Origin of the sequence: Nonomuraea aurantiaca, from assembly GCF_020215705.1 — a bacterium.
GTDB classification, from domain to species: domain Bacteria; phylum Actinomycetota; class Actinomycetes; order Streptosporangiales; family Streptosporangiaceae; genus Nonomuraea; species Nonomuraea aurantiaca.
This window is the reverse complement of the sequence record NZ_JAIWNB010000040.1, coordinates 1-20,861: the sequence shown is the minus strand read 5'-3', so window position 1 is coordinate 20,861 and position 20,861 is coordinate 1. Positions and strand designations below refer to the sequence as shown.

Annotated in this window: 19 protein-coding genes; 7 read left to right on the top strand and 12 right to left on the bottom strand. The window is 70.8% G+C overall.

Annotated elements, in window-relative coordinates; all coding sequences use genetic code 11:
- Window position 1: 1 nt before the first annotated feature.
- Complete coding sequence (locus LDL49_RS50265; RefSeq protein ID WP_225302064.1) at window positions 2-970, bottom strand: DMT family transporter; 969 nt, start codon at window positions 968-970, stop codon at window positions 2-4.
- Between the two features lie 250 nt (window positions 971-1,220).
- Between LDL49_RS50265 and LDL49_RS50260 the strand changes: the two genes are divergently transcribed.
- Window positions 1,221-1,847, top strand: a complete 627-nt coding sequence (locus LDL49_RS50260) for a CGNR zinc finger domain-containing protein (protein WP_225302063.1) — start codon at window positions 1,221-1,223, stop codon at window positions 1,845-1,847.
- 417 nt (window positions 1,848-2,264) lie between these two features.
- Here the strand turns inward: LDL49_RS50260 and LDL49_RS50255 are convergent, their stop codons facing one another.
- Complete coding sequence (locus LDL49_RS50255; RefSeq protein WP_225302062.1) at window positions 2,265-3,095, bottom strand: helix-turn-helix domain-containing protein; 831 nt, start codon at window positions 3,093-3,095, stop codon at window positions 2,265-2,267.
- 192 nt (window positions 3,096-3,287) lie between these two features.
- Between LDL49_RS50255 and LDL49_RS50250 the strand changes: the two genes are divergently transcribed.
- Window positions 3,288-4,034 carry an NADPH-dependent F420 reductase gene (locus LDL49_RS50250; RefSeq protein WP_225302061.1) on the top strand — a complete coding sequence of 249 codons (747 nt, stop codon included), beginning with the start codon at window positions 3,288-3,290 and terminating at the stop codon, window positions 4,032-4,034.
- Window positions 4,027-4,839, top strand: a complete 813-nt coding sequence (locus tag LDL49_RS50245; RefSeq protein ID WP_225302060.1) for a hypothetical protein — start codon at window positions 4,027-4,029, stop codon at window positions 4,837-4,839. Before LDL49_RS50250 ends, LDL49_RS50245 begins: the two co-directional genes overlap by 8 nt.
- Window positions 4,840-4,903: 64 nt before the next feature.
- On the opposite strand, the gene LDL49_RS50240 is transcribed toward LDL49_RS50245, so the two are convergent.
- Window positions 4,904-8,161 (bottom strand): ATP-binding protein, encoded by a 3,258-nt coding sequence (locus LDL49_RS50240; RefSeq protein WP_225302059.1) that lies wholly within the window; start codon window positions 8,159-8,161, stop codon window positions 4,904-4,906.
- 72 nt (window positions 8,162-8,233) lie between these two features.
- Between LDL49_RS50240 and LDL49_RS50235 the strand changes: the two genes are divergently transcribed.
- From LDL49_RS50235 to LDL49_RS50225, 3 genes are all read left to right on the top strand, one after another.
- Window positions 8,234-8,872 carry a hemerythrin domain-containing protein gene (locus LDL49_RS50235; protein ID WP_225302058.1) on the top strand — a complete coding sequence of 213 codons (639 nt, stop codon included), beginning with the start codon at window positions 8,234-8,236 and terminating at the stop codon, window positions 8,870-8,872.
- Window positions 8,873-8,891: 19 nt separating this feature from the next.
- Window positions 8,892-9,320 carry a DUF4267 domain-containing protein gene (locus LDL49_RS50230; RefSeq protein WP_225302057.1) on the top strand — a complete coding sequence of 143 codons (429 nt, stop codon included), beginning with the start codon at window positions 8,892-8,894 and terminating at the stop codon, window positions 9,318-9,320.
- A 62-nt stretch (window positions 9,321-9,382) separates the two neighbouring features.
- Window positions 9,383-10,693, top strand: a complete 1,311-nt coding sequence (locus LDL49_RS50225; protein ID WP_225302056.1) for an FAD-binding oxidoreductase — start codon at window positions 9,383-9,385, stop codon at window positions 10,691-10,693.
- Window positions 10,694-10,908: 215 nt separating this feature from the next.
- Here the strand turns inward: LDL49_RS50225 and LDL49_RS50220 are convergent, their stop codons facing one another.
- The 8 genes from LDL49_RS50220 to LDL49_RS50185 all read right to left on the bottom strand — a co-directional run bounded on the left by LDL49_RS50220 (window position 10,909) and on the right by LDL49_RS50185 (window position 19,090).
- Window positions 10,909-11,292 carry a hypothetical protein gene (locus LDL49_RS50220; RefSeq protein WP_225302055.1) on the bottom strand — a complete coding sequence of 128 codons (384 nt, stop codon included), beginning with the start codon at window positions 11,290-11,292 and terminating at the stop codon, window positions 10,909-10,911.
- The gene (locus tag LDL49_RS50215) at window positions 11,241-12,134 is read right to left on the bottom strand and encodes a DUF4158 domain-containing protein (protein ID WP_225302054.1); all 894 of its coding nucleotides are present in this window, start codon (window positions 12,132-12,134) and stop codon (window positions 11,241-11,243) included. The genes LDL49_RS50220 and LDL49_RS50215 overlap by 52 nt, the downstream gene beginning before the upstream one ends.
- Before the next feature lie 206 nt (window positions 12,135-12,340).
- Window positions 12,341-13,000, bottom strand: a complete 660-nt coding sequence (locus tag LDL49_RS50210; protein ID WP_263656548.1) for a response regulator transcription factor — start codon at window positions 12,998-13,000, stop codon at window positions 12,341-12,343.
- A 31-nt stretch (window positions 13,001-13,031) separates the two neighbouring features.
- Complete coding sequence (locus tag LDL49_RS50205) at window positions 13,032-14,384, bottom strand: sensor histidine kinase (protein ID WP_225302053.1); 1,353 nt, start codon at window positions 14,382-14,384, stop codon at window positions 13,032-13,034.
- A 191-nt stretch (window positions 14,385-14,575) separates the two neighbouring features.
- Window positions 14,576-16,300 carry an FAD-binding oxidoreductase gene (locus LDL49_RS50200; protein ID WP_225302052.1) on the bottom strand — a complete coding sequence of 575 codons (1,725 nt, stop codon included), beginning with the start codon at window positions 16,298-16,300 and terminating at the stop codon, window positions 14,576-14,578.
- Between the two features lie 432 nt (window positions 16,301-16,732).
- Window positions 16,733-17,134 carry a hypothetical protein gene (locus tag LDL49_RS50195; protein WP_225302051.1) on the bottom strand — a complete coding sequence of 134 codons (402 nt, stop codon included), beginning with the start codon at window positions 17,132-17,134 and terminating at the stop codon, window positions 16,733-16,735.
- Window positions 17,135-17,279: 145 nt separating this feature from the next.
- Window positions 17,280-17,843, bottom strand: a complete 564-nt coding sequence (locus LDL49_RS50190; protein WP_225302050.1) for a TIGR03086 family metal-binding protein — start codon at window positions 17,841-17,843, stop codon at window positions 17,280-17,282.
- 26 nt (window positions 17,844-17,869) lie between these two features.
- Window positions 17,870-19,090 (bottom strand): alpha/beta hydrolase family protein, encoded by a 1,221-nt coding sequence (locus LDL49_RS50185; RefSeq protein ID WP_225302049.1) that lies wholly within the window; start codon window positions 19,088-19,090, stop codon window positions 17,870-17,872.
- Between the two features lie 93 nt (window positions 19,091-19,183).
- Between LDL49_RS50185 and LDL49_RS50180 the strand changes: the two genes are divergently transcribed.
- Window positions 19,184-19,768, top strand: a complete 585-nt coding sequence (locus LDL49_RS50180; RefSeq protein ID WP_263656547.1) for a TetR/AcrR family transcriptional regulator — start codon at window positions 19,184-19,186, stop codon at window positions 19,766-19,768.
- A gap of 21 nt (window positions 19,769-19,789) precedes the next feature.
- Here LDL49_RS50180 and LDL49_RS50175 read toward each other — a convergent pair whose 3' ends face one another.
- Window positions 19,790-20,560, bottom strand: a complete 771-nt coding sequence (locus LDL49_RS50175) for an SDR family oxidoreductase (protein WP_225302048.1) — start codon at window positions 20,558-20,560, stop codon at window positions 19,790-19,792.
- Between the last annotated feature and the right edge of the window lie 301 nt (window positions 20,561-20,861).

The following is a 20,861-nucleotide window of genomic DNA, read 5'->3' as shown; positions in this document are numbered from 1 at the left end:
CCTAGGGATGCCGCCGGCGTTGCGGCGTCACACGCCGATGTGCTTGGGCGGGTCCTCGGCGACAGGGGCCGGGGGGGTTCGCGGGTGTGGCGCGTCGCCCACTGCTCGCGGCCGCCCCGATGACAGAGGCGCAGACGAGCGCGGCACCGATGATCTGCAGCGGCGACAAGTCTTCCGCGAAGACCAGGAACGCCAGCACGCTGGTGACGACCGGCTCGGCGCTGGAGACAGCCGCCGAAGGGGCGGCGCCCAGCAGCCGAAGACCTGCGAAGAAGGCGATGATGGCGACGAGCGTTGAGACGATGGCGGTCGCCACGGCCGCGGACCAACCGGCGAGATCGCCGGGGAAGGACGGAGCGTGGGCCAGGCACGCGCCGGCGTAGACCCCGGTCGCGGCCAGGCAGACGGTGGTGGTCGAGGCGAGCGGGCCGGCCGCGCCCGACAGGTGGCTGCCCGCCAGGATGTAGCCCGTGTAGATGACCGCCGCGGCGACCGCGAGTGCGATGCCGAGAAGATCCCCCTCCAGCGTCGGGCTGGCGACCAGCGCGACACCCAGAGTCGCCATGCCCGTGGCCGCGAGCGTGAGCAAGGGAGGCACGCGGCGGGCCAGGACGGCGCCGCAGATGGCCACCAGCACCGGGTAGGTGTAGAAGAGGACCGCTACCAGACCTGCTGGTATCCGCGTCAACGCGGTGAAATAGGTCAATGATTGCCCGACGTAGCCGACCGCGCCCATCAGCACCAGGAGGCGCAGGTCCCGCCTGCGCGGCCATGGGGTCGATGTGATCGCCATCAGCGCCGTGAGGGCAATCGCCGCGACGCTGAAGCGGATCAGCAGCACACCGTGAACGTCGGCGCCGCTGTCATAGGCGATCCTCGCGAAGATCGCCATGGCGCCGAAGGACACGGCGGAGCCGAGGATGAGAAGCACTCCGGTCGCGGTACGCCGGGGCTGGACCGGGGCGGTCATCGCGCTTCCCCGCCCGGGTGCGCCATCCGGCGTGGTGAGCAGGCGCCTCGCGCCGCCTCAGGCCACGTGCTTCAAGGATCGATACGGCCGTCGGGGCGGCTCTGATTGCGCTGGGTCTTGCGCTCTTCGGCTCTGATGCCGGTGGGGCTGAGCTTCATGGTGGAACCACATCCCGTCTCCTTGAGCTTCCCTCAAATCGGAGTAACCTGTCAAGTAGTGAGAATGGTGACGGCGTAGATGGGGTGTCCTCATGACGAGCGAGCAGAGGCGCAAGCCCGACGTGGCTCCGGATGGCTTGGAGACGCTCCGGCTCTTTCTCAATACGCGAGATCTGGAAGCCGGCCTCGAAGAGTTCGATGAGGCCGGCTCTCTGGCGAGATGGCTCCGCGAACACGAACTTCTCGGCCAGGACGAGACAGTGGGTCATGACGACGTCCGGCGGGCCCGCGAGCTGCGTGAGGCGATCCGCTCCCTGTTGAGCGAGCGCTCCGAGCCCATGCGCGCCTCTCGCGCCGCGCTGTCCTTCAACGCGGCCGCCCAGTCGACCGCCCCGCTGCAGGTCGAGATCTCACCGGACGCGACCGTCACGTTGGTTGCGACCCGCTCTGGGGCGCCTCGCGCGCTGGGCCGCATCGTCGCCGCCGTCGCCGGGCACGCGGGAACCCCTGCCTGGGAACGCCTCAAGATCTGTGACAACCGTGCCTGCCAATGGGCGTTCTACGATCACGCCAGAAACAAGACCGGCCGCTGGTGCGACATGGCCACCTGCGGAAACAAGGCCAAGGCGAGGAGCTATCGGCAGCGGCGATCCGACACGGTGACGGCCGGCGTCGCCTTCGATCCGGGTGGCCGCCCCGGTTCACCCCAGACCGGCTGACCGGCCTGCGCCGGCCTGCCTGTGACCGGCAGACGCCGAGGTGATGCCCGGGCGGCCCCCGCGGCGGGCCCGCGTGGTGGGCCGCGCTTTCCGTACCCGCGTCCTCAGCCGAAGTCGCGGCGGCGCAGGACCAGCAGCCCGCCGCCCACATGATCTGCGCCGACACCGGTCAGCCGAGCATGCGGGCAGCGTACACCTGGTGCGCCTTGTGGACGGCCGGTCCGGCGGCGTGGTCGGCGCGGGGCGGTGGTGTTCGTAGCAGGGTGAGGCCGTCCACAAGGGGCGGCGCCAAAGGTAAAGGAACCGCGATCATGAAGCTTCGGCGACGCGGCCAAGCCCCCGGTCGCCGACCTGGCTTTCGGGCTTACTCCTCGAAGTGGTCGTACAGCTGGCGCCGGAGGGGAAAAGGCACGCGGCCTACAGGCTCCCGAGTTTTTTCAATGCCTGCTCAGATGCCGAACCTGGCTCGGCGGCGTACAGGTCCAGCCCGCAGCACGACGGCTCGTCGGGCAGTGTGATGGGCTCGCCGTGCAGGGTCAGTTCGCCCACGACCGGGTGGTGCAGCACGTACGTCCGAGACCGCAGCCGCGCGACCGGATGCTCGGCCCACATCCGAGCGAAGTCCGCGTTCAGTTCCCGCATGTGGTCGATGTGCGCCGCGAGTCCGGCGTCCCCGCGATACCGCCCGAGCAGAACGCGCAGATGCGCCACGTGCTCGCGCGCTGCCCGCTCCCAGCCGGTGCGGTGCAGCTCGCGCACGGAGGGCTCGGCGAACAGCAGGTGCGAGAGCGTGCGGCGGTTCTCGGGCAACGCGGGGAAGTCGCCGAACACTGCCACGGCGAGGGGGTTCCAGCCGACGATCTGGGTGTGCCGGCCGATCACCAGGGCCGGCGTCGTCACGAACGACGCCAACAAGTAGCGAAAGCTCGGAGGCACCTCCGACGGGTCCGCGGCCCCCGCGCACGGCTGGGGACGCCGGGTCATCCGGTGCAGGTAGGTCAGTTCGTCGGTGTCCAGGCGCAGTGCCGTGCCGATGGCGCCCAGGATCTCGTCCGAGACGCTGTCGCCCTTGCCCTGTTCCAGGCGGGTGTAGTGGGCGATGCTCACGCCCGCCAGCCGGGCCAGCTCCTCACGCCTCAGCCCGGCGACCCGGCGCGCTCCGCCGTAGTCGCGCAGCCCGACATCCTCCGGGCGCAGGCGCGCACGGCGTGACTTGAGGAACTCACTCAGCTCGATCCGGTCGTCCACGCGACAACCCTACGTCTGGACGTGCGGCGGGTGATCACGCCGTGAGTACGCAGAACACGGCTCTGGTCCGGCGGTCGCGATGGCTCCACGCTGTCAGGCGAGCCACCCACGCGCGAGCGGGTACGGCAATGCCGCGCCCGCTCGCCGCCTCCGGCTCCTGTCCCCACATATACGAACCATCGGAGATAAGTCGTGTCCCAAACGCTCGGACTCATCGGCAGCGGAATGATCGGTACTTCCGTTGCCCGCCTGGCCGTCGCGGCCGGCCTTGAGGTTGTCCTCAGTAATTCGCGCGGGCCTGAGACCCTCGCCGACCTCGTCGCCGAGCTGGGCGGGAAGGTCCGAGCGGCCACACCGGCGGAAGCGGCACGCGCCGCGGACCTGGTGGTGGCGGCCATCCCGCTGCAGGCCTACGAGCAGCTCCCCGCCGAAGCGCTGGCCGGCAAGACGGTGCTGGACACGGCGAACTACTACCCCGAGCGGGACGGCCACCTGGCCGAGCTGGACGCGGGCGAGCTGACCTCCAGTGCGCTCATCCAGCGCCACCTGGCGGACTCCCAGGTGGTCAAGGTGTTCAACACCATCACTCCGCACCAGTTGTTCTCCCTCGCTCGGCCCACGGGAGCGCCGGACCGCAGCGCTCTGCCCATCGCCGGCGACGACGCGGCGGCCAAGGCAGAGACCACCCGGCTGTTGGATGTCCTCGGTTATGACGCGGTGGACATCGGCACCCTCGCCGACAGCTGGCGCAGTGAGCCGAACACACCGGCGTACATCCACCCCTACCTCGGCGAAACGCCCGCCATGAACGTTGAGGACTTCCTCCGCTGGACCCTCCAGACACCCGGCATCGCCGTTCCCGCGGCGCAGGTCCGCAAGCTCGTCGAGCTCGCGGTTCGCCAGCCGGCCGGCGAGGCCAGGCTCCCGAGCGATGCCTGAGCCTGCCGGCGTTCCGGCTGGTCACGTGGAGGCGCGGCGAGCCGCGACCGCGGGCAGGACGATCGCGCCGACCACCGCCTGGGCCGACCCGGTGAGCAGGCCTTTGCCGGCGGCGGTGGTGGCGGTGCCGATCGTGGAGCAGATGGACCACCTCACGAATGAACAGGGCGCCGGCGCCGTACAGTGCCTTTTAGGACGCCTGCGCGCCACCACCGCGGCCCTCACCTCCGCCGGCGTCGTCATCGCCGGCGCGCAGGTCGCGCCCCTGCCCGGCACCGGCCCGGCGCTCGCCTTCGCCGACGCCGCTGATGACGACCTCGCGCACGCCGCGTCGGTCCGCGCGGCCCAGTGCCTGCTCACCGCCGTGCAGCGCAAGGGCGGCCAGGACCTGAAGGCCGTCGCCCGCACCGGGCTGGGCGGCACGGACGACATCCTGCTGCGCAACGCCGCCCCCGACTACGAGACCAACCCGCCGACCCCGCTGCACGCCGCCTACGAGCAGGACGAAGAGCGGGCCTCGGCCAAGCTGAACGAGCTTCAGAACCAGCACACCGTCTGGGAGGAGTCGCTCAACGTCCCGCCCCCTGGCGGCCACTGGGGAGATCGCCGAGAGCGAGCGCGACAACGCCGAGCGGCAGAAGAACATCGCCGCCCAGCAGAGGGCCAACACCGCCACCGCCAAGGCCAGAGCCCGAAGCGAACGCGCCAACACCGCCACCGCGCTCAGCGCCCGGCCCGGGCGGCCGTGTCGTACAGGAGCCGCCACAGTGGCGGCAGACGCCGAGCTGGGCGGACACGGCCCTAAGGCCGCCCATGTGACAGATAATGCCAGTTCTGTGTCACAGATGTGGCGGCGCCATGGGCAGAGACTAGGTGGTCGTTCGCAACCGGGCCTCGGCGGCCCAATGAGGTGCGTTCCACCGGTCGGCGATGGTGGCGGCCTGAGCGAAGTGGGCGGCGGCCTCGTCGTCGTGGCCGAGGAAGACGGCCAGCTCGCCGAGGGTGTGGGCGACCGGGCGCAGCTCCACGGACAGGCTCGTGGCGTCCGGCGGGGGGCCGTCGCAGCGCGCAAGCAGCGTCGCGTAGATCTCCTCGGCCGCGGCGCGGTCGTCCAGGGCGATGGCGGCCATCGCGCGGACGGTCGTGAGGAAGGTGAAGAAGTAGTCGGGCCGGATCGGGTCCGAGGTGCGTACCCGGCGGGCTTCGTCGATCAGGCCGTTGGCGTGCAGGGCGAGGACCAGCAGGTCGGAGGTGATCGGGCCGAACGCCTCGTGGAAGGCGCGCACCTCCTCCAGGTGCTCGCCGAGCGTGCCGTTGTTCACCCAGATCGCGGCCAGCGCGAGGCCGAGGAAGCCGACGGCGTGCAGGGATCCGGCGCGCCGCATGCCGTCGGCGGCCTCGGTGTAGAGCCGTTCGGCGTCGGCGAACCGGCCCTCAATGAGGGCCAGGGTCGCCAGCACCACCTCGGCGACGCCGATCGCTTCGGGCAGCCGGTAGGTGCGCGCGAGGTCGAGGGCCTCGGCAGCCGCGCGGCGCATGGTGGCCGGGTCGTTGGCCCCGGCGGCGGCGCTGGCCTGGTTGAGCAGCCCGGTGACGCGATAGACGGGCAGGTCGTGCTCGGTGCCGATCGCCACCAGTTCGCGGCAGAGGTTGTCGCGTTCGGGCAAGCCGCGGTGGCCGCGGGTAAGGACCTGGAGGGCCGCCGCCCGCAGGCGGGGTGAGGTGGCGAGGTCGAGCGCCTCGCGGGCCGCCGCCAGGGCGGTGGGGTCGTCCTCGCCGACCAGTTCTTCGGCGTAGGCGGCGAGGAGGTGACTGCGCGCCTCCGGGGCCAGGTCGGTGCGCTTGAGCAGGCGGCTCAGCCTGTCGACGATGGGCCGGTCCACCGTGCCGTACTCGCGGGACTGCCATGGTGTCGGCTCGGTCCAGGCCGTGAACGCGGCGACCATCAAGTCATCGCGTCCCAGGGACTCGGCGTACTCGACGGCCTGCAGGCGAGTCTGGCGCGCGGCAAGCAAGGCGCCGGCCCGGATCTGCGCCCGCAGCAGCCTGCCATACAGGTCTATGTGCTCCTCCGGGCCGGTCGAGTTCGCGACCGCGTCGGTGAGGAGATCGGCTGCGACGTCGTGGGCGTAGCGTGCTTCGGCCAGTTCGGCGGCCCGGAGGCAGTAGCCGACGGCCTTGGGGGATCCGGCTCGCGCGTAGTGGTGCGCGAGCGCCGGGATGTCGCCGGTGGCTTCCAGTGCGGCGGCGATGCGGGCGTGCATGCGGGATGCCCGCAGGCGGCTGACGCCGGCGATGAGGGTGTCGCGGACGAGGGCGTGGACGAACCGCACCCGTCCGGGGCCGGGCTCGCTCAGCAGCCCGGCGATCACGCCTGCGTCCAGTGCGTTCAGCACGCCTTCCTCGTCGGTGTCGGCGGCGTCCACGAGGACGTCCACCGAGCTCTCCCGGCCTGCGACCGCGGCCAGTCGCAGCACGGCCACGCCTGCCTCGGGCAGCCGTGCGAGGCGCCGCCGCAGCACGTCCCGTACGCCTTCGGGGACCTCGGAGAGGGCGACCAGCGCGCCCTCTCCGTTCAGCAGCCGCGCGCTCTCCCGCACATAGAACGGGTTGCCGCCGGTCCGCTCGGCGATTCCGGCGACGGTCTCGTCATCGGCCTCACACTCATTCCGTACGATCTGCGCGACAGCCGCGTCGTCCAGGCCGGGCAGGGGGAGCCGCAGCGGCGTGGCGCGCGCCAGCGAGGCCAGCGTTTCGGTGAGGTGCCCGCTCTCGTCCGCCCGGTAAGCCGCCACGACCAGAACGGGGGCCCGAATGCCGAGGCAACCGCCGAGCAGCTCCAGCGTGACGGCGTCCGCCCAGTGCAGGTCGTCCAGCACGACGGCGACCGGGCGTTCCGCGGCGACGGCCGCGAGCCACTTCCACACGGCCTGACGCAGGCGGAACCGTCCCGCGGTGGCGTCGACGTTCACCGGCTCGGTGTCGGTGAGCAGCGGCGCGAGGTCGTCCGCGAACTCGCCCGGGGACCTGGTCGCGGCAACGCCTCTCAGCGCCTCAGTCCAGGCCCACGCGGGCGGCGCGCTGTCGACCTCCGAGCAGTGGCCGACGGCGACCAGCCATCCGTCACGTTCGAGCCGCCTGCCGAGGCGTTCCAGAAGCGTCGACTTGCCGAGCCCGGCCTCGCCGGTGACAAGGGCGATGCGCGCTCCGTCGGCGGCGGCCTCGGCAGCGGCCGCGACCAGTGCCGCCAGCTCCTCCTGGCGTCCGACGAACGGCGCCTCGGTGATCGGAACCGTCTGCGGCAGCGGGACAACAGGCGGTGGCAGGAACACGGACGCGTGGAGGACGTCCGTGCGCTGGGTGAGGATCGCCTCCTCCAACGCCGTCAGGTCCGGGCCGGGGTCGAGCCCGAGCTCCTCGGCGAAGATCCCGCGAACGCGGCGGAGCGTCGCCAGCGCGTCGGCTTGGCGGCCACTGCTCCACAAGGCCAGGGCGTGCAGCCGCCAGCCCTCCTCACGCAGAGGCTCGTCGCGGGTGAGCCGCTCAGCCTCGGGAACCACCGCGGCGGGGTCGCCGATGCGCAGACCGGCCGCGACGTGCAGTTCGGTGGCGACCAGGCGCAGCTCGGTCAGCCGGGCCGTCTCCGCGGCGGCCCACGGCTCGTCGGCGACCTCGGCGAACGCCGGTCCCTGCCACAGGCCCAATGCCTCGGCGAGCCGGGCCCGGGCGGCGCGCGGGTCGGTGTCCGTACGGGCCTGGTCGAGCAGGTCCTCGAACCGCCACGCGTCCACCGACTCGCGGGGCAGCCGCAGCGCATAGCCGGGCGCCGCGCTCACCAGCAGCCGGGCCGGCGTGCGTGACGGGCGGCCGGGCTCCAGCAGCCGGCGCAGGTTGGACACGTACGCCTGCAAGGACATCAGCGCCCGCGCGGGCGGCTCCCCGCGCCACAGATCCTCGATCATCCGGTCGACCGGCACGACCTGCCCGCGCGCCGCCACCAGCAGGGCCAGTACGCCGCGCTGCCGCGGCCCGCCGAGGTGGACGGGCTCACCGTTCACCTCGGCGGCGAACGAGCCCAGTACGCGGATGAAGACCATGATCCGGACATAGTACTTGGGCTGTTCCAAACCGGCTCCAAGTCCCCTCCAAACACCCGAGAGCAACCTGAACACGTCGCAACCGATGAAGGGCAGGAACAGATGAGCGTCAATACCCAGGACATGGAGATCGTGCACCGCGTCTTCCGCCGTGAAACACGGCTGCTGGTGGACCTCGTCGCGGCGGTCGCCCCGGGTGACACTGCTCGCGCCAAGGTGATCGCCGACCACTTCCGCATCTACCGGCTGGGCCTGCACCACCATCACGAGGGCGAGGACGAGCTGCTGTGGCCGCCGCTGCTCGCCCGGGTGGACCTGGAGGCCGACATCGTCCTGCGCATGCAGGCCCAGCACGAACGCATCGCGGCCACCCTGACCAGACTGGCCGCCGCGGTCCCCGCCTGGGAGGCCACCGCGGGCGCCGACGAACGCGACACCCTGGTGGCCGCCCTCGCCGAGCACCGCGCGGTCCTGCTGGAACACCTCGACGACGAGGAGGCCACCCTCCTCCCGCTCGCGGCCAAGCACATCACCCAACAGGAGTGGGCCTCCCTGGGCGACCACCTGGTGAACAACACCCCCAAGCTCACCCTGCTCACGCTCTTCGGCGCCGTCCTGGAAGACGCGAACCCGGCCGAGCGCGCCATCGTCCTCAGCGGCCTGCCCGCCCCGGTCCGCGTCATCTGGCACGTCATCGGCCGCCCCCGCTACGCCCGCCACATCCGCCGTGTCCGCGGCTGAACATCAAAGGAGAACAACCATGTCGCAGAAGAAGCTCAACACCGGCCTGGCCGCCGCCGTCGTCCTGTTCACCCTCTACCTCGGGTTGTCCTTCGTCCTGCCCCTCGGGACGTCCTTCCCGGGCCTGCCGAACTGGCCCTCTGGCGACAGCGGCTTTCCTATCGTGAAGGGCAGCCGCGAAATCGCGATGGGCCTGGCCATGGGCATCCTGCTGGTGACGGACCACCGCCGCGCCCTGGGCTGGGTCCTGCTGATGGTGGCCGTCGCCCCGTTCGGCGACATGGTCAACGTCCTGGCCCACCACGGCTCCACGGCCGCCGCGTTCGGCATCCACGGCCTGACCTCGGCGCTGATCGCGGTCACGGGGTTGCTGATCCTCCGCGAGACCAGCAAGGCGCGCAAGGCCCAAGAGACCGCCACCCCGGCGCCCGCCGCGCAGCCCGCCTGACATCCCCGCAGTGCGGCACGGTGTTCCTTCGCATTTTCTGAGAACTCGAAAGGGAGACGACTATGACGATCAACGATTTGCGCGGTGTTCTCAAGGGGCGTGTGCTCCTGCCTGGTGACGACGGCTTTGAACAGGCGACCACCGCGTGGAATCTGACCGTCAGGCAGCCGGTGGCGGCCGTGGTGGAGGCCGCGGATGCCGATGACGTAGCGGCGCTGGTGCGTTACGCGCGGCGGTCGGGTATGACGGTGACCGCGCAGCCGAGCGGGCATGGCGCCTCGGGTGATGTGGAAGGGCTGATCCTGTTGCGTACCGGCTTGCTGAACGAGGTGGAGGTACGCGCCAAGGAGCGTGTGGTCCGGGTGGGGGCGGGCGCCAAGTGGGGGCAGGTGCTGGCGGCGGCGGGTCCGCTGGGTCTGACCGGCCTGGCCGGTAGCGCGCCGGGGGTCAGCGTGACCGGCTACACCCTGGGCGGCGGGGTCGGCTGGTTCAGCCGCACGTACGGCTTGGCCTCCGACAGCGTGCGGGCCATCGACATCGTGAACGCCGATGGCGAGCCGGGCCGGGTGAGCGCCGAGTCCGACCCCGAGCTGTTCTGGGCACTGCGCGGCGGTGGCGGCGACTTCGCGATGGTGACCGCCCTGGAACTCCAGCTGTATCCCGTACCGGCCCTGTACGGCGGACGCGTGATCTGGCCGGAGCACCGGACCAGGCAGGTGTACGAGGCGTTCCTGGAGATCACCGCCGAGGCGCCGCGTGAACTCAGTGTCTGGATCAACCGGCTCCACCCCCCCGGCGCGCCACCGCTGGTCACGCTGGACCTGGCCTACCTGGGAGAGGCCGCTCAAGGGCAGGACCTGCTGGCACGCCTCGACAAGATCGAGGGCGCGATCTCCGACAGCCGCGGCGTCATCCCGATCGCCGACCTGGGGGACATCACCGCCGAACCCACCGATCCGGCCCCGTCCATCGCTCGTGCGGAGCTGCTCACCGGCCTGGAGGAGGACGCGGTGGAGCTCCTGCTGGCCAAGCCGGTCGAACCGCTAATCAACGTGCAGATCAGGCATCTGGGCGGGGCGCTCGCCGAGCCGGGCGGCGGGGCCGGTGCGAGCGGCACGGTGGCCGAGCCGTACCTGCTCGGCCTGCTGGGTCTCGGCCTGCCACACGCGGCCGATGCGACACGCGCCAAGCAGGCCGAGATCGTAGCCGACCTGAAGGCCTACATCAGCGGCCACAAGCCGTACACCCTGCTGTCCCCCGGTGAAACGGCGGCGAAGTCCTTCCCCGGCGGCACGCTCGCGCGGCTGCGGGAGATCAAGCGGGCCCGCGACCCGCACAACGTGTTCCGCGCCAACTACCCGGTGCATGGATAGACCGGTTCCCAGCAGGTCACGGTCCCTCCGCCCACCAGGGCGGCGGGACCGCACCACACCCACGTGACAGATGTCGCCTGCGAGCACTGTGAAAGGCACACCCACAGGAAGGACTCGCACAATGAAAGGTATCCGGTGCACCGTGGCGATCAGCAGATCCGCCGGCGCATCGGTGACCTCCCGCTCCCGCTCCACCAACAGCACGGCCGGCAACGTCACCGCGGACGCCTGCGAACTGCGCGCACGGCACCGCAGATGCGACGGCGACTCGACCGCAGCCCGCGCCCGCCAGGAGCCAGCACCTTCGGTGCCACGTCCGCGAATGCGCCCTCGGGCACCTTGCGGCCGCCGCCCTCGTTCAGCCGCTTCAAGATGGCCACCGCCTCCATCAACTCCGTGGTGCCGGTCCCGGCCTGGAAGTCGATCGCCGCCAGCACCTGGGGGGTGAACTGGCGCAGGTAGGTGTAGGAGGCGTGCAGCGCCGAGAGCCGGCCGTGATCGCGTGGCAGCTTCTTCCAGCCTTCGGTGACGACCTCGCGCAGCTTGCTCATCCCGATCGTGTTGCGCAGCAGCCCGCCGATCTGCTCGTCCGCCAGCAAGATCGGATAGCGGCGCTGCGCCTCGCGGCGTTCCAGCGCCTGGTTCGTCGAGCGGCGGCCCACCGAGGCCAGGAAGCGGCGCCGCTCGGCCCCAGGGCCGACATGTCCAGGGTGCGGGCGTCCATGTTGCGCAGGTAGATGGGCTTTTCGATGGCGGTCTTGACCGAGGTCGCGCTGGCATCGGTGGCCGCCTTGATCAGCCAGGCCAGCCGGGTCATCTTCAACCCGGCGTCATACATCAGCAGCCGGTCCAGATCCCCGCGCCGTTCGCCGGTCAGCAGGTGCGCCACCTTCTCCCAGGTCAGCGCGGTGGCGCCGGTGCGGGCGCTGGCCACCATCTTGGCCAGCGTCGTCACGCCCGGCCGGATCGTCTTGGCCGCCATCAGGTACTCGGTGGCCAGGTTGATCAGCAGCGTCGGCGAGTCGTGCTCCATGGCCCGGTCCAGCAGGAACTGTTCCAGCTCCTTCATCGCCGTGCTCCCGGCCGGTGCGCTCTTCCGGCCCAGATAACCGGCCACCAGTCGCAGGTGATCGCTGCGTGTCTGCTCCCGCTGACCGTACTCGGCGAGAACGTCCGGATCGATTCCCAGCCGCTCGGCCAGCCGAGCCACCGCCACCGGCGGCGCCGCGCTCACCCGATCCGGAACGAACCCTAACCAGGGCAACGTGGCGAGCTGGACGGCAAGGCTCAATCGGACGGCCGGGCCCCGGCCGCGGCCTGGGTCGACGAAGGCGACATCGGCAGGCGTCAGGGTGAAGTACCGGATCAGATCGTCGCGGCCGATGTCGGGGTAGGACCGCAACCGCTCCAACTGGTCTTCGGAGAACATCCGGGTCGACATGGACCACCCCCACACCGCCACCGGTCAGGACCGTACGAACCGTAGCGGAAGTGATCAACAACCGGAACAGGCCCGCGTCAGTGCAGGTCAGGCAAATCCGTTGGAAATTTCCCCGGGACTACAGCGAGGCCCTGACAGAAGCCATACAGCGAGATCGTGGATCCACCACTCAGTGGGACGCTGCCCACATCGCCACCACTACCGCGTCAAGGTTGTTCCGGTGTTCGCGGGACGAGCAGTCCCCGGTTGAACGCCTCGGTAACGGCAGCGGCGCGGTCACCGACGCCGAGCTTGCCGTAGATGTTCAGCAGGTGAGATTTGACCGTGGCCTCGGTGATGAACAGCTGCGCCGCTGCCTCCCGGTTCGTGCCACCGGCCGCCACCAGATGGAGCACTTCGAGCTCCCGCTGGCTGAGCAGCCCCGAGGCGGAGGAGCGTACCCGGCTCATGAGCAGGGCCGCCGCCGACGGTGCGAGAACCGCCTCGCCCCGAGCCGTCGCCCGGACCGCCCGCAGGAGCTCGTCACGGGGAGCGTCTTTGAGCAGGTAGCCGGTGGCGCCCGCCTCGATCGCGGGCAGCACGTGGCTGTCGGTGTTGTACGTGGTGAGCACCAGCACGCGCGCCCCATTCCCGCGCCCGACCAGCTCTCTGGTCGCGCGCACGCCGTCCATGCCGGGCATCCGCAGATCCATGAGGACCACATCCGGCCGTAGGGTCTCGGCGAGCCGGACCGCCTCGGCTCCGTCGGCGGCCTCGCCGACCACCTCGAAGTCCGGATCGCGGGCGAACATGCTGCTCAAGCCGTCTCTGACCACCGGATGGTCGTCGACGACCAGCAGCCTGATCACGCTATCGGAGCGGCTCATGCGGAGGACTCCGCCCGCTCCCCGGGGACGCTCATGCGAAAAACTCCGCCGGCTCGATGGGGACGCGGGCCGAGATCCCCGTGCCGACGCCGGGCTCCGACTCGACCTGCAGCGTGCCTGATAAGCCCTCGATCCGCTGTCGCATCGCGACCAGCCCGAATCCGAGGTGAGCTGTACGCGGACCAACCGCCCCTTCGAAGCTGCCACCGTCCCCGAGCCGGACCGGATCGAAGCCGCCTCCGTCGCTGTCCCTGAGCCGGGCCGGATCGAAGCCATCTCCGTCGTCGTCCCTGAGCAAGGGCGGATCGAAGCCCGCGCCGTCGTCGCGCACGTCCAGAGCCACCTCGTGTTCCATGTACGACAGTGTCACCCCCGCCCGGGTCGCCCGCGCGTGCTTGGCCACGTTCGTCAGCGCCTCCTGCGCGGTTCTGAGCAGCGCGACCTCGACCTCCGGGCGCATCGGCCGTGCCGTGCCGGTCGTCATGACCTGGACCGGGATATCGTGCAGGGCCGACCAGCGTCCGGCCACGCTCGCCAGCGCCTCGCTCAGCCGCGCCATCCGCAGCGGCTCAGGACGCAGCGCGTCGACCGATCGCCGCGCCTCGGACAGGCTCTCCCCGGCCAGCGTGGTCGCGGCCTCGATGTGCCGGCGCCATTCCGCCGGGTCGTCGCCGGCGTGCTCGGCCGCGTGCAGTTGGGTGATGATGCCGGTGAGACCCTGCGCCAGGGTGTCGTGGATCTCCCGTGCCATCCGCCGCCGCTCATCGTGCACGCCGGCCCGCCGGGCCTGCGCCAGTAACTGCTCGTGCAGGGCCGCGTTCTCCGTCAGCGTCGTCTCCAGCCTGCGGTTCGCTTCGCGCGCCTCTGCCAGCGCCCGCTTGCGCTCGTCGTTCTGCTGGGCGCCGCGCCGGGCGAACCAGGCGAAGCCACACATCGGGCTCACATTCGCGGCCATGACGGCGACGTACGTGATCAGCCCCACGGGCGTGGTCTTGTCCACGCCGTACGCCTGCGCCGTGCCTGCCACCATCGCCACCGCCGCGACGCCGACCGGTTCCCACGGCCAGGGCAGGACCCGGAAGGCGTAGACGTACGCGGCGGGGGTGAAGAACCCGAACCACGGGTCCCTGACCACCAGAATCGCCGTGAGCAGGATCAGCACGGTGAAGAACACGGCCATCACCGGCACGCGCTCGCGCCAGGCGGGACGGAGCGTGAAGACCCCCAGCATCCACGCCGCCATCAGCGCGCACAGGACCAGGTCGATGAGCGGAGACTCGCCCGCCGAGCGCTTGATGGCCACGGTGACACCGGCCAGGAGCGCCAGCAACGCGTACGGCCCGACGGTCACCAGCACGGGCCACCGAGCCGCTGGATCGCTCATCTGTGTCCTCCTCATCCGGCGCTGGCTCCCAGCAGGGAATCTAACCTCCACGTCACCACGTCCTGACGCGGCTCAACCGACCTGGGGAGGGTCGATGGCTATGGCGTACCGGAAGGACGTTGCGCGGGTCCCACCGGGCCCTCACCCGTTGAGGGGAATCCAACCTCCACGTCGCCACGCCCTCACGTGGCTCAACCGGCCTGGGGAGGATCGATGGCCAAGGCGTGCCGGAAGACGTTGCGCGGGTCCCACCGGGCCTTCACCCGTTGGAGGCGTGGGTAGTTGTCCTTGTAGTACAGGGTGTGCGCGGGCACGCCTGAGGTGTTGCACGCCGGGTCGGCCAGGTCGGCATCCGGGTAGTTGATGTAGGAGCCGTCGTTGACCTCGCCGGGTACGGGCACGCCGCCGGTCTCGGCGTACACGTCGTGGTAGAAGCCGCGAACCCACGCGAGGTTGGCCTTGTCCTCCTTTTCGTCTTCCCAGATCGTCTGGTAGACCGCCTTCATGACCACGTCTCGCTGGGCGATCGCGGTGGCGCCGGGCGCTACCGCGCGGACCTGGCCGCCGTAGCCGATGAGCAGCATGCCGGCGTTGGGGCCGCCGGTGGAGTTGGTCAGGTTGCGGTGGATGGCCGCGAGCTGGGTCTCGGTGAACGAGCGTCGCAGGTAGCCGGCCTTGATCTTGTAGCGCCGGGTGATCACGTCACCCGGCTCGCCGGTGCCCGGCCAGGTCATCCGGTGCAACCAGGGCATCGTCCGCCGGATGTCGAGCGCCGGGGTGAGGTCGAGGCCGGCGGTCACCGCGGACGCGAAGCCGGTCACCATGCTGTCGGCGTCGGGGAGGTCCGCGTCGATCTGCGCGACCAGCATGACGGTTCCGCCGGCGCGGTGCGACAGCTGGAGGATCCCGTAGAGACCAGCGTACGGAGAGCCGGGCGCGCTGTTGCGCTCGTGCCAGGTCCCGAAGTTGCGCAGCAGTCCGGTGAGCGCCTTTTCGGTTATGTGCTCCCAGGACCAGATGACCACATACTGCAGCATCCGCTGCGGCGCCGTCGGCAGTAACCGGGACGGATCGGTGCCGGTGACGCCGGGGGAGCGCAGCCAGTAGCGGGTGACCACGCCGAAGTTGCCGCCGCCACCGCCGGTGTGCGCCCACCACAGGTCGCGGTGCGGGTCGTCCGGCTCGCGGGTGGCGACCACCGCGCGCGCGGTGCCGTCGCGGTCGACCACCACGACCTCCACGCCGTACAGGTGATCCACCACCGAGCCGTAGCGCCGGGACAGCGGCCCGTATCCGCCGCCCGCGAAGTGCCCACCGGCACCCACCTCCGGGCAACCGCCCCCAGGGATCGTCACGCCCCAGCCCTTGAGCAGCGTCCGGTACACATGACCGAGGGTGGCTCCGGGTTGCACGGAGAACGCCCGCCGACCGGCGTCATAGCCGACCGCGTCCATCGGTGAGAGGTCCAGCAGCACCCGCACCGCCGGATCGGCGGTGAAGTTCTCGAAGCAGTGCCCGCCACTGCGCACCGCGACCCGCCGGCCGGACCGCACCGCCTCCGACACCGCGCGCACCACCTGATCGGTCGATCCGACCACGCGGATCTCCTCCGGTCGGCCGACGAACCGGAAGTTGTTGCCACGCAACAGGTTGTCGTAGCGAAAGTCGCCCGGGCGGACGGTCACCGGTCCGAATGCGTCCGCGTCCGCTCCCGCCGCAACCGACTCCGCCGCGTCCGATTGCGCCGCGTCCGATTGCGCCAACGCCACATCGGCGCCCCACGTGCCGGCCGCCACGGTGCCCGCCGCCGTGCCCGCCGCGGTTATCGCCACGGCACCCGCACCGGCGAGCAGCCCACGACGACTCACCGCTACGCCGTCCGGCGGGCTCGTACGCCCGTCGCTCACTTCTGGCATGTGGCTCGCCCCTTTCCGATTGGAGGTCGTCAGGCTCTCAAGCCGGCGGCAGGGCACGCATCAACCCGTGGCATGAATCAGCGGCTCAACCCTCCGGCCCACCGAACGGCTGATCCACCCCACCGATCGGCTGACCTGCAGCCGACGGCTTCAGACGCCTATGTCCAGGGGTGGGGCGCGCGCAGCCAGGGGTGGGGCGCGCGTGGCCAGGAGCTCGGACGCACGCAGCGAGGAGGCCGGGCGCACCAGGCCAGGAGCTCAGACGCGCGTGCCCAGGAGGCCGGGCGCGCGCAGGCGAGGGTGAGGTACCGCCTGTGGGCTGGAGGTGGGGCAGGCACGGGCCAGGGTGAGTCGCCGCCTGTCGATAGGCCGCTCGGGTTACCAAGGATGGCGCCGCCGATCCCGCCGAGCGATCCGGCCTGAGAACACGCCTCACCTCTTCGCGTACGTGACCTCGAAGTCGGACTTCCAGGTCTCTCCGTCGTCGGAGGCGTCCCATCGGCCGGTGACAAGGCGGCCGTCGCTACGGATCGTCGCCTCGAAGCGCTGGTGAAAGCCCGGCCCTGCCTGCCCCCACATCTCCCAGTGACCGTCCTCGAGGCTCATCCGGTAGATCCTGCAGACGCCCCGCGCATCGGCGTAGAGCATGGCGAAGGTGTCGCTGTGGTCGTCGAGCCCGATGGCGGCATCGATCGGAAGCGGCGAACTCTCCTGCCATTGCCGCGCGATCGCCTGAGGTTGATCGACGTGCATGATGAGGAATCCCCGGCTGTCGTGCCAGGTGAACGTCGCCGTGGACCGGCCCATCGACTGCCCGTCGATCGATGCCTCCATGTCCCATTCCCCGACGAGCACATCCAGGCTCCGCAACCGCTGGTTTGCTGGGTGTCGCGCTGCTGTCACGGCTACCTCCCGTTGACGTGTGGTCGGAAGGGTAGACCGGCTCGGTGCCGCGAACTCATCGCCAGACAGCTGGCCGTCAACGGGTCGGCAGGTCGCGACCGAGGAAGGCCAGCAGTTGACGGTGTGCGGGGGCGTCGGCGGGGGCGGGGAGCGCGGGGCCGAACATGTCAGGACGGCGGAAGGCGTCGAAGTCCATGCCCCGCATGATCGCGAGCAGCTCGCCGCACGACCGCTCGTCGACCAGGTGCTCCTGACCGGTGGCGAGCGCCAGGTCGACGCCGTGGACGAGGATTTCGGTGAGGTGGATGAGGGCGGCCATCGGCCCCGGTACGGCCCCGAATCCCAGGCGTACGGTGGTGTCGAGGGCGCCCGGGCGATGCCAGGCGGCGCGGTCGAGGTCGGCTGCGATGACGAAGGCGGCCTGCGGGTCGGTGCCGAGCCAGTCGTCCTCGTGCTCGCCGCCCGCGTCGGTCGCGGTGAGTTCGGCGGCGAAGACGCGCATGCCGCCGACCATGTGGTTGAGCTCTGTACGCACGTCCCAGTCGGCGCAGGGGGTGGGGGCGTGGAGCCGGCTGTCGGTGATGCCTTTGACGATGGCGGCGGTCATGTCGAGAGCACGGTCGATCATGGCGATGGTCATGTCGTTCTCCAGGAAGGGGCAGGGAATCAGGCGGTCGTGCTGAACACGTCGTCGAGCCAGTCGTAGACGCGCGCGAAGGCCAGTCGCTGGGCGCCGGACTGGCAGTGGGCGTCGGCGCCCTGGTCGGCGGTGAACTCCAGGAGCGTCTTGGGGCAGGTCAGGTGCTCGTACAGCAGCTCGGGCTGGCCCTTGAAGAACCCGTCGTCGGCCCCGGCGCAGACCAGGGTCGGGCAGGCGATCTTCTCGGCGATGCCGTCGCGCAGGTGGTAGTCCAGGTAGGCGGCGCCGAACGCGCGCGGGGTGTCGGTGCCCATGGCGTACATGCCGTGCTCGATGGCCCAGCGCAGCATGGGGGTGGCGGCCATGGCCGAAGTCATGATGGCGTCCAGCTCCGGATCGTGCTCGGCGCGCAGCCGGCGCTCGGCCTCGGCGCGGGCGAAGGGGAGGGGCGCGGTGGAGATGTCGCCCAGATCGTAGACCCCGTCAAGGGCGATGAGCGCGGCGACGCGCTGGTCGAAGGCGGCGGCTCGGGGCGCGAGCTGGCCGCCCATGCTGCAGCCGAGCAGCGCGATGCGGGCGCCGTCGACTTCGGGGCGGGTCAGGGCGTAGTCCAGTACGGGCCCGACCACGTTCTCCCAGTCGGGACGGAACATCAGGCCCTGGTGATGGCGGGTGCCCGGCTGGCCGGGACCGTCGAAGGCCAGCACGTTGTAGCCGCGCTCGACGGCCGCGGCCGCGCCGAAGAAGTGCATCTCCTCCACCGTGCCGTCGAACCCGTTGTGCATGACCACGGTCGGCCTGACTGCGGCGGAGCCGTCGGCACGGTACAGGTAGCCGGGCAGGACGGTGCCCTCGTACGGGATCTCCACCGGCTCGACGGCCGGGGTGAACAGCGCCGCCGCCTGGCGGAAAGAGTCCACTGAGGCGTCGTACGCGTGCCGGATGCGCGGGTCGGCGGCGTTGCCGTGCAGGAAGAACTCGGCGCAGCGGTAGTAGTTGGAGGCGCGCAGGAAGGCGTCGCGGGCGCTGACGCGGTGGCCGGCCGTCAGCGCCCCACGCCCTTCGGCGGCCACCCGGTCGGCGGTGGACAGCCACTCGTCGTGCCAGCTGTCGTAGTCACCGGCGGTGATCCGCTGACAGGTGGTCACGACCTCGCCGAAGTCGGCGCCGCCGTAGGCGATGTGCCCGAAGGTGCGCAGGGTCTCGTACCAGAACTGAGGGTTGTCGGGAAAGAACAGCGGGCGCATGGTCGCTCCTAAAGCAGTAGATGACTGCGTTAGGAGGACTGTAGGACGCCATTACTCACAAACGCAAGTCGTGACTGCGTTAAGATGGCGGGCATGGTGGAACAGCAGCCGGCTCGCCGGCCCGGCGGACGAAGCGCCCGCGTCCGCGCCGCGGTGCATCGCGCGGTCACCGACCTGATCGCCGAACGCGGCCACGGCAACTTCACCGTGGGCGACGTCGCCTCCCGCGCCGGGGTGGCCGACACCAGCGTCTATCGCCGCTGGGGCACCCTGGAGGCCCTGGTCACGGACGTGGCGATCACCTGGCTCACCGCCACCTCGCCCATACCGGATACCGGCAGCCTGGAAGGTGACCTGCGCGCGTACGCCGCCGGTGTGGCGCGCGACGTGACCGGACCCGAGGGGCTGGCGGTGCTGCGTCTGGTCATCGCGCTGTCCACCGCGGGAGAGGCCGGGGTACGGGCAAGAGACGCGTTCGTGGCCGAACGTGGACGCCAACTGCAGGGCATGCTGGACCGCGCCCGGGATCGCGGCGAACATCCACCCGAGGGCCTGGACATCCTCGACCACCTCCTGGCCCCGATGTACGTCCGCATCCTGTTCGGCACGGGCCCGCTCACCCCCGACTACGTCAACGCCCTGGTCGACCGCCTTCTGGTCCGCCCCGGGCCGGACTGAATATCCCCACCCGGAACGCGGTCACCCCATGGCGATCGGGCCGAGGTAGGTCCCGCCCGAGACGTCGATGGTCTGGCCGGTCACCCATCGGCCCTGGGGGCCGGCCAGGAAGCCGACGACGTCCGCGACGTCCTCGGGCTCGCCGAGCCGTCCGAGCGCGGTGATCGCTTCGATCCCGGCGACCACCTCGGGGATGGAGGAGTAGCCCGCGGTCATGTCGGTACGCACCGCGCCGGGCGCGACCGTGTTCACCGTGATTCCGCGCCTGCCGAGCTCGTTGGCCAGGGACGGGGCCATCGACTCCAGCGCCGCCTTGCTGATGGTGTAGCCGATCTGCGTGGAGACCGCGAAGCGGCTGGCCGTCGAGCCCATGTTGATGATGCGGCCGCCGTCGTTCAGCAGCGGCAGCGCGCGCTGGATCACGAAGAACGGCGTGCTGACGTTGATGGTGAGCAGCCTGCCGAACTCCTCCGGCGTGACCTGCGCGATCGGGCTGCCCGAGCCGATGCCAGCGTTGTTGACCAGGATGTCCAGGCCGTCGCCCGCCAGTCCCTCCGCCAGACCCTCGAACAGGCGGTCCACCGCGCCATCGTCACCGAACCGGGCCTGGACGGCGAACGCCCGGCCGCCGGCCTGCTCGATCCGCGCCACGGTCTGCTTGGCCGCGTCGTCGTTGCCGCCGTAATGGACGGCCACCAGAGCGCCTTCGGCGGCCAGTCGCAACGCCACCGCCCGGCCGATTCCCCGCGATCCTCCGGTCACCAGCGCGGTCTTGCCGGTCAGACTGTTCATCTCTGCTCCTCGTTCAGCGGCCGGTCCTCGGCGGATCCGGCGATGGCTCAACAGTGGCGGCGGCGGCTCACCGCACGCTCACCGATGGCTCACCGGCCGAGCAGCGCTCCGGGTGGGACCGCGTACCGCTGAGCGGTCCCACCCGACGACCCGGCTTAGAAGTCCATGTCCCCGCCGGGCATACCGGCGGGGGCGGCAGGGGTCTTCTCGGGCTTCTCGGCGATGACCGCCTCGGTGGTGAGGAAGAGCGCCGCGATGGAAGCGGCGTTCTGCAGCGCCGAGCGCGTCACCTTGGCCGGGT

Coding starts and splice junctions, on each gene's coding strand:
- LDL49_RS50205 (WP_225302053.1), bottom strand. CDS start 14,384: ATGAGCGATCCAGCGGCTCGGTGGCCCGTGCTGGTGACCGTCGGGCCG.
- LDL49_RS50260 (WP_225302063.1), top strand. CDS start 1,221: ATGACGAGCGAGCAGAGGCGCAAGCCCGACGTGGCTCCGGATGGCTTG.
- LDL49_RS50225 (WP_225302056.1), top strand. CDS start 9,383: ATGACGATCAACGATTTGCGCGGTGTTCTCAAGGGGCGTGTGCTCCTG.
- LDL49_RS50265 (WP_225302064.1), bottom strand. CDS start 970: ATGACCGCCCCGGTCCAGCCCCGGCGTACCGCGACCGGAGTGCTTCTC.
- LDL49_RS50210 (WP_263656548.1), bottom strand. CDS start 13,000: ATGAGCCGCTCCGATAGCGTGATCAGGCTGCTGGTCGTCGACGACCAT.
- LDL49_RS50215 (WP_225302054.1), bottom strand. CDS start 12,134: ATGTCGACCCGGATGTTCTCCGAAGACCAGTTGGAGCGGTTGCGGTCC.
- LDL49_RS50200 (WP_225302052.1), bottom strand. CDS start 16,300: ATGCCAGAAGTGAGCGACGGGCGTACGAGCCCGCCGGACGGCGTAGCG.
- LDL49_RS50175 (WP_225302048.1), bottom strand. CDS start 20,560: ATGAACAGTCTGACCGGCAAGACCGCGCTGGTGACCGGAGGATCGCGG.
- LDL49_RS50190 (WP_225302050.1), bottom strand. CDS start 17,843: ATGACCATCGCCATGATCGACCGTGCTCTCGACATGACCGCCGCCATC.
- LDL49_RS50180 (WP_263656547.1), top strand. CDS start 19,184: ATGGTGGAACAGCAGCCGGCTCGCCGGCCCGGCGGACGAAGCGCCCGC.
- LDL49_RS50185 (WP_225302049.1), bottom strand. CDS start 19,090: ATGCGCCCGCTGTTCTTTCCCGACAACCCTCAGTTCTGGTACGAGACC.
- LDL49_RS50245 (WP_225302060.1), top strand. CDS start 4,027: ATGCCTGAGCCTGCCGGCGTTCCGGCTGGTCACGTGGAGGCGCGGCGA.
- LDL49_RS50235 (WP_225302058.1), top strand. CDS start 8,234: ATGAGCGTCAATACCCAGGACATGGAGATCGTGCACCGCGTCTTCCGC.
- LDL49_RS50230 (WP_225302057.1), top strand. CDS start 8,892: ATGTCGCAGAAGAAGCTCAACACCGGCCTGGCCGCCGCCGTCGTCCTG.
- LDL49_RS50195 (WP_225302051.1), bottom strand. CDS start 17,134: ATGGAGGCATCGATCGACGGGCAGTCGATGGGCCGGTCCACGGCGACG.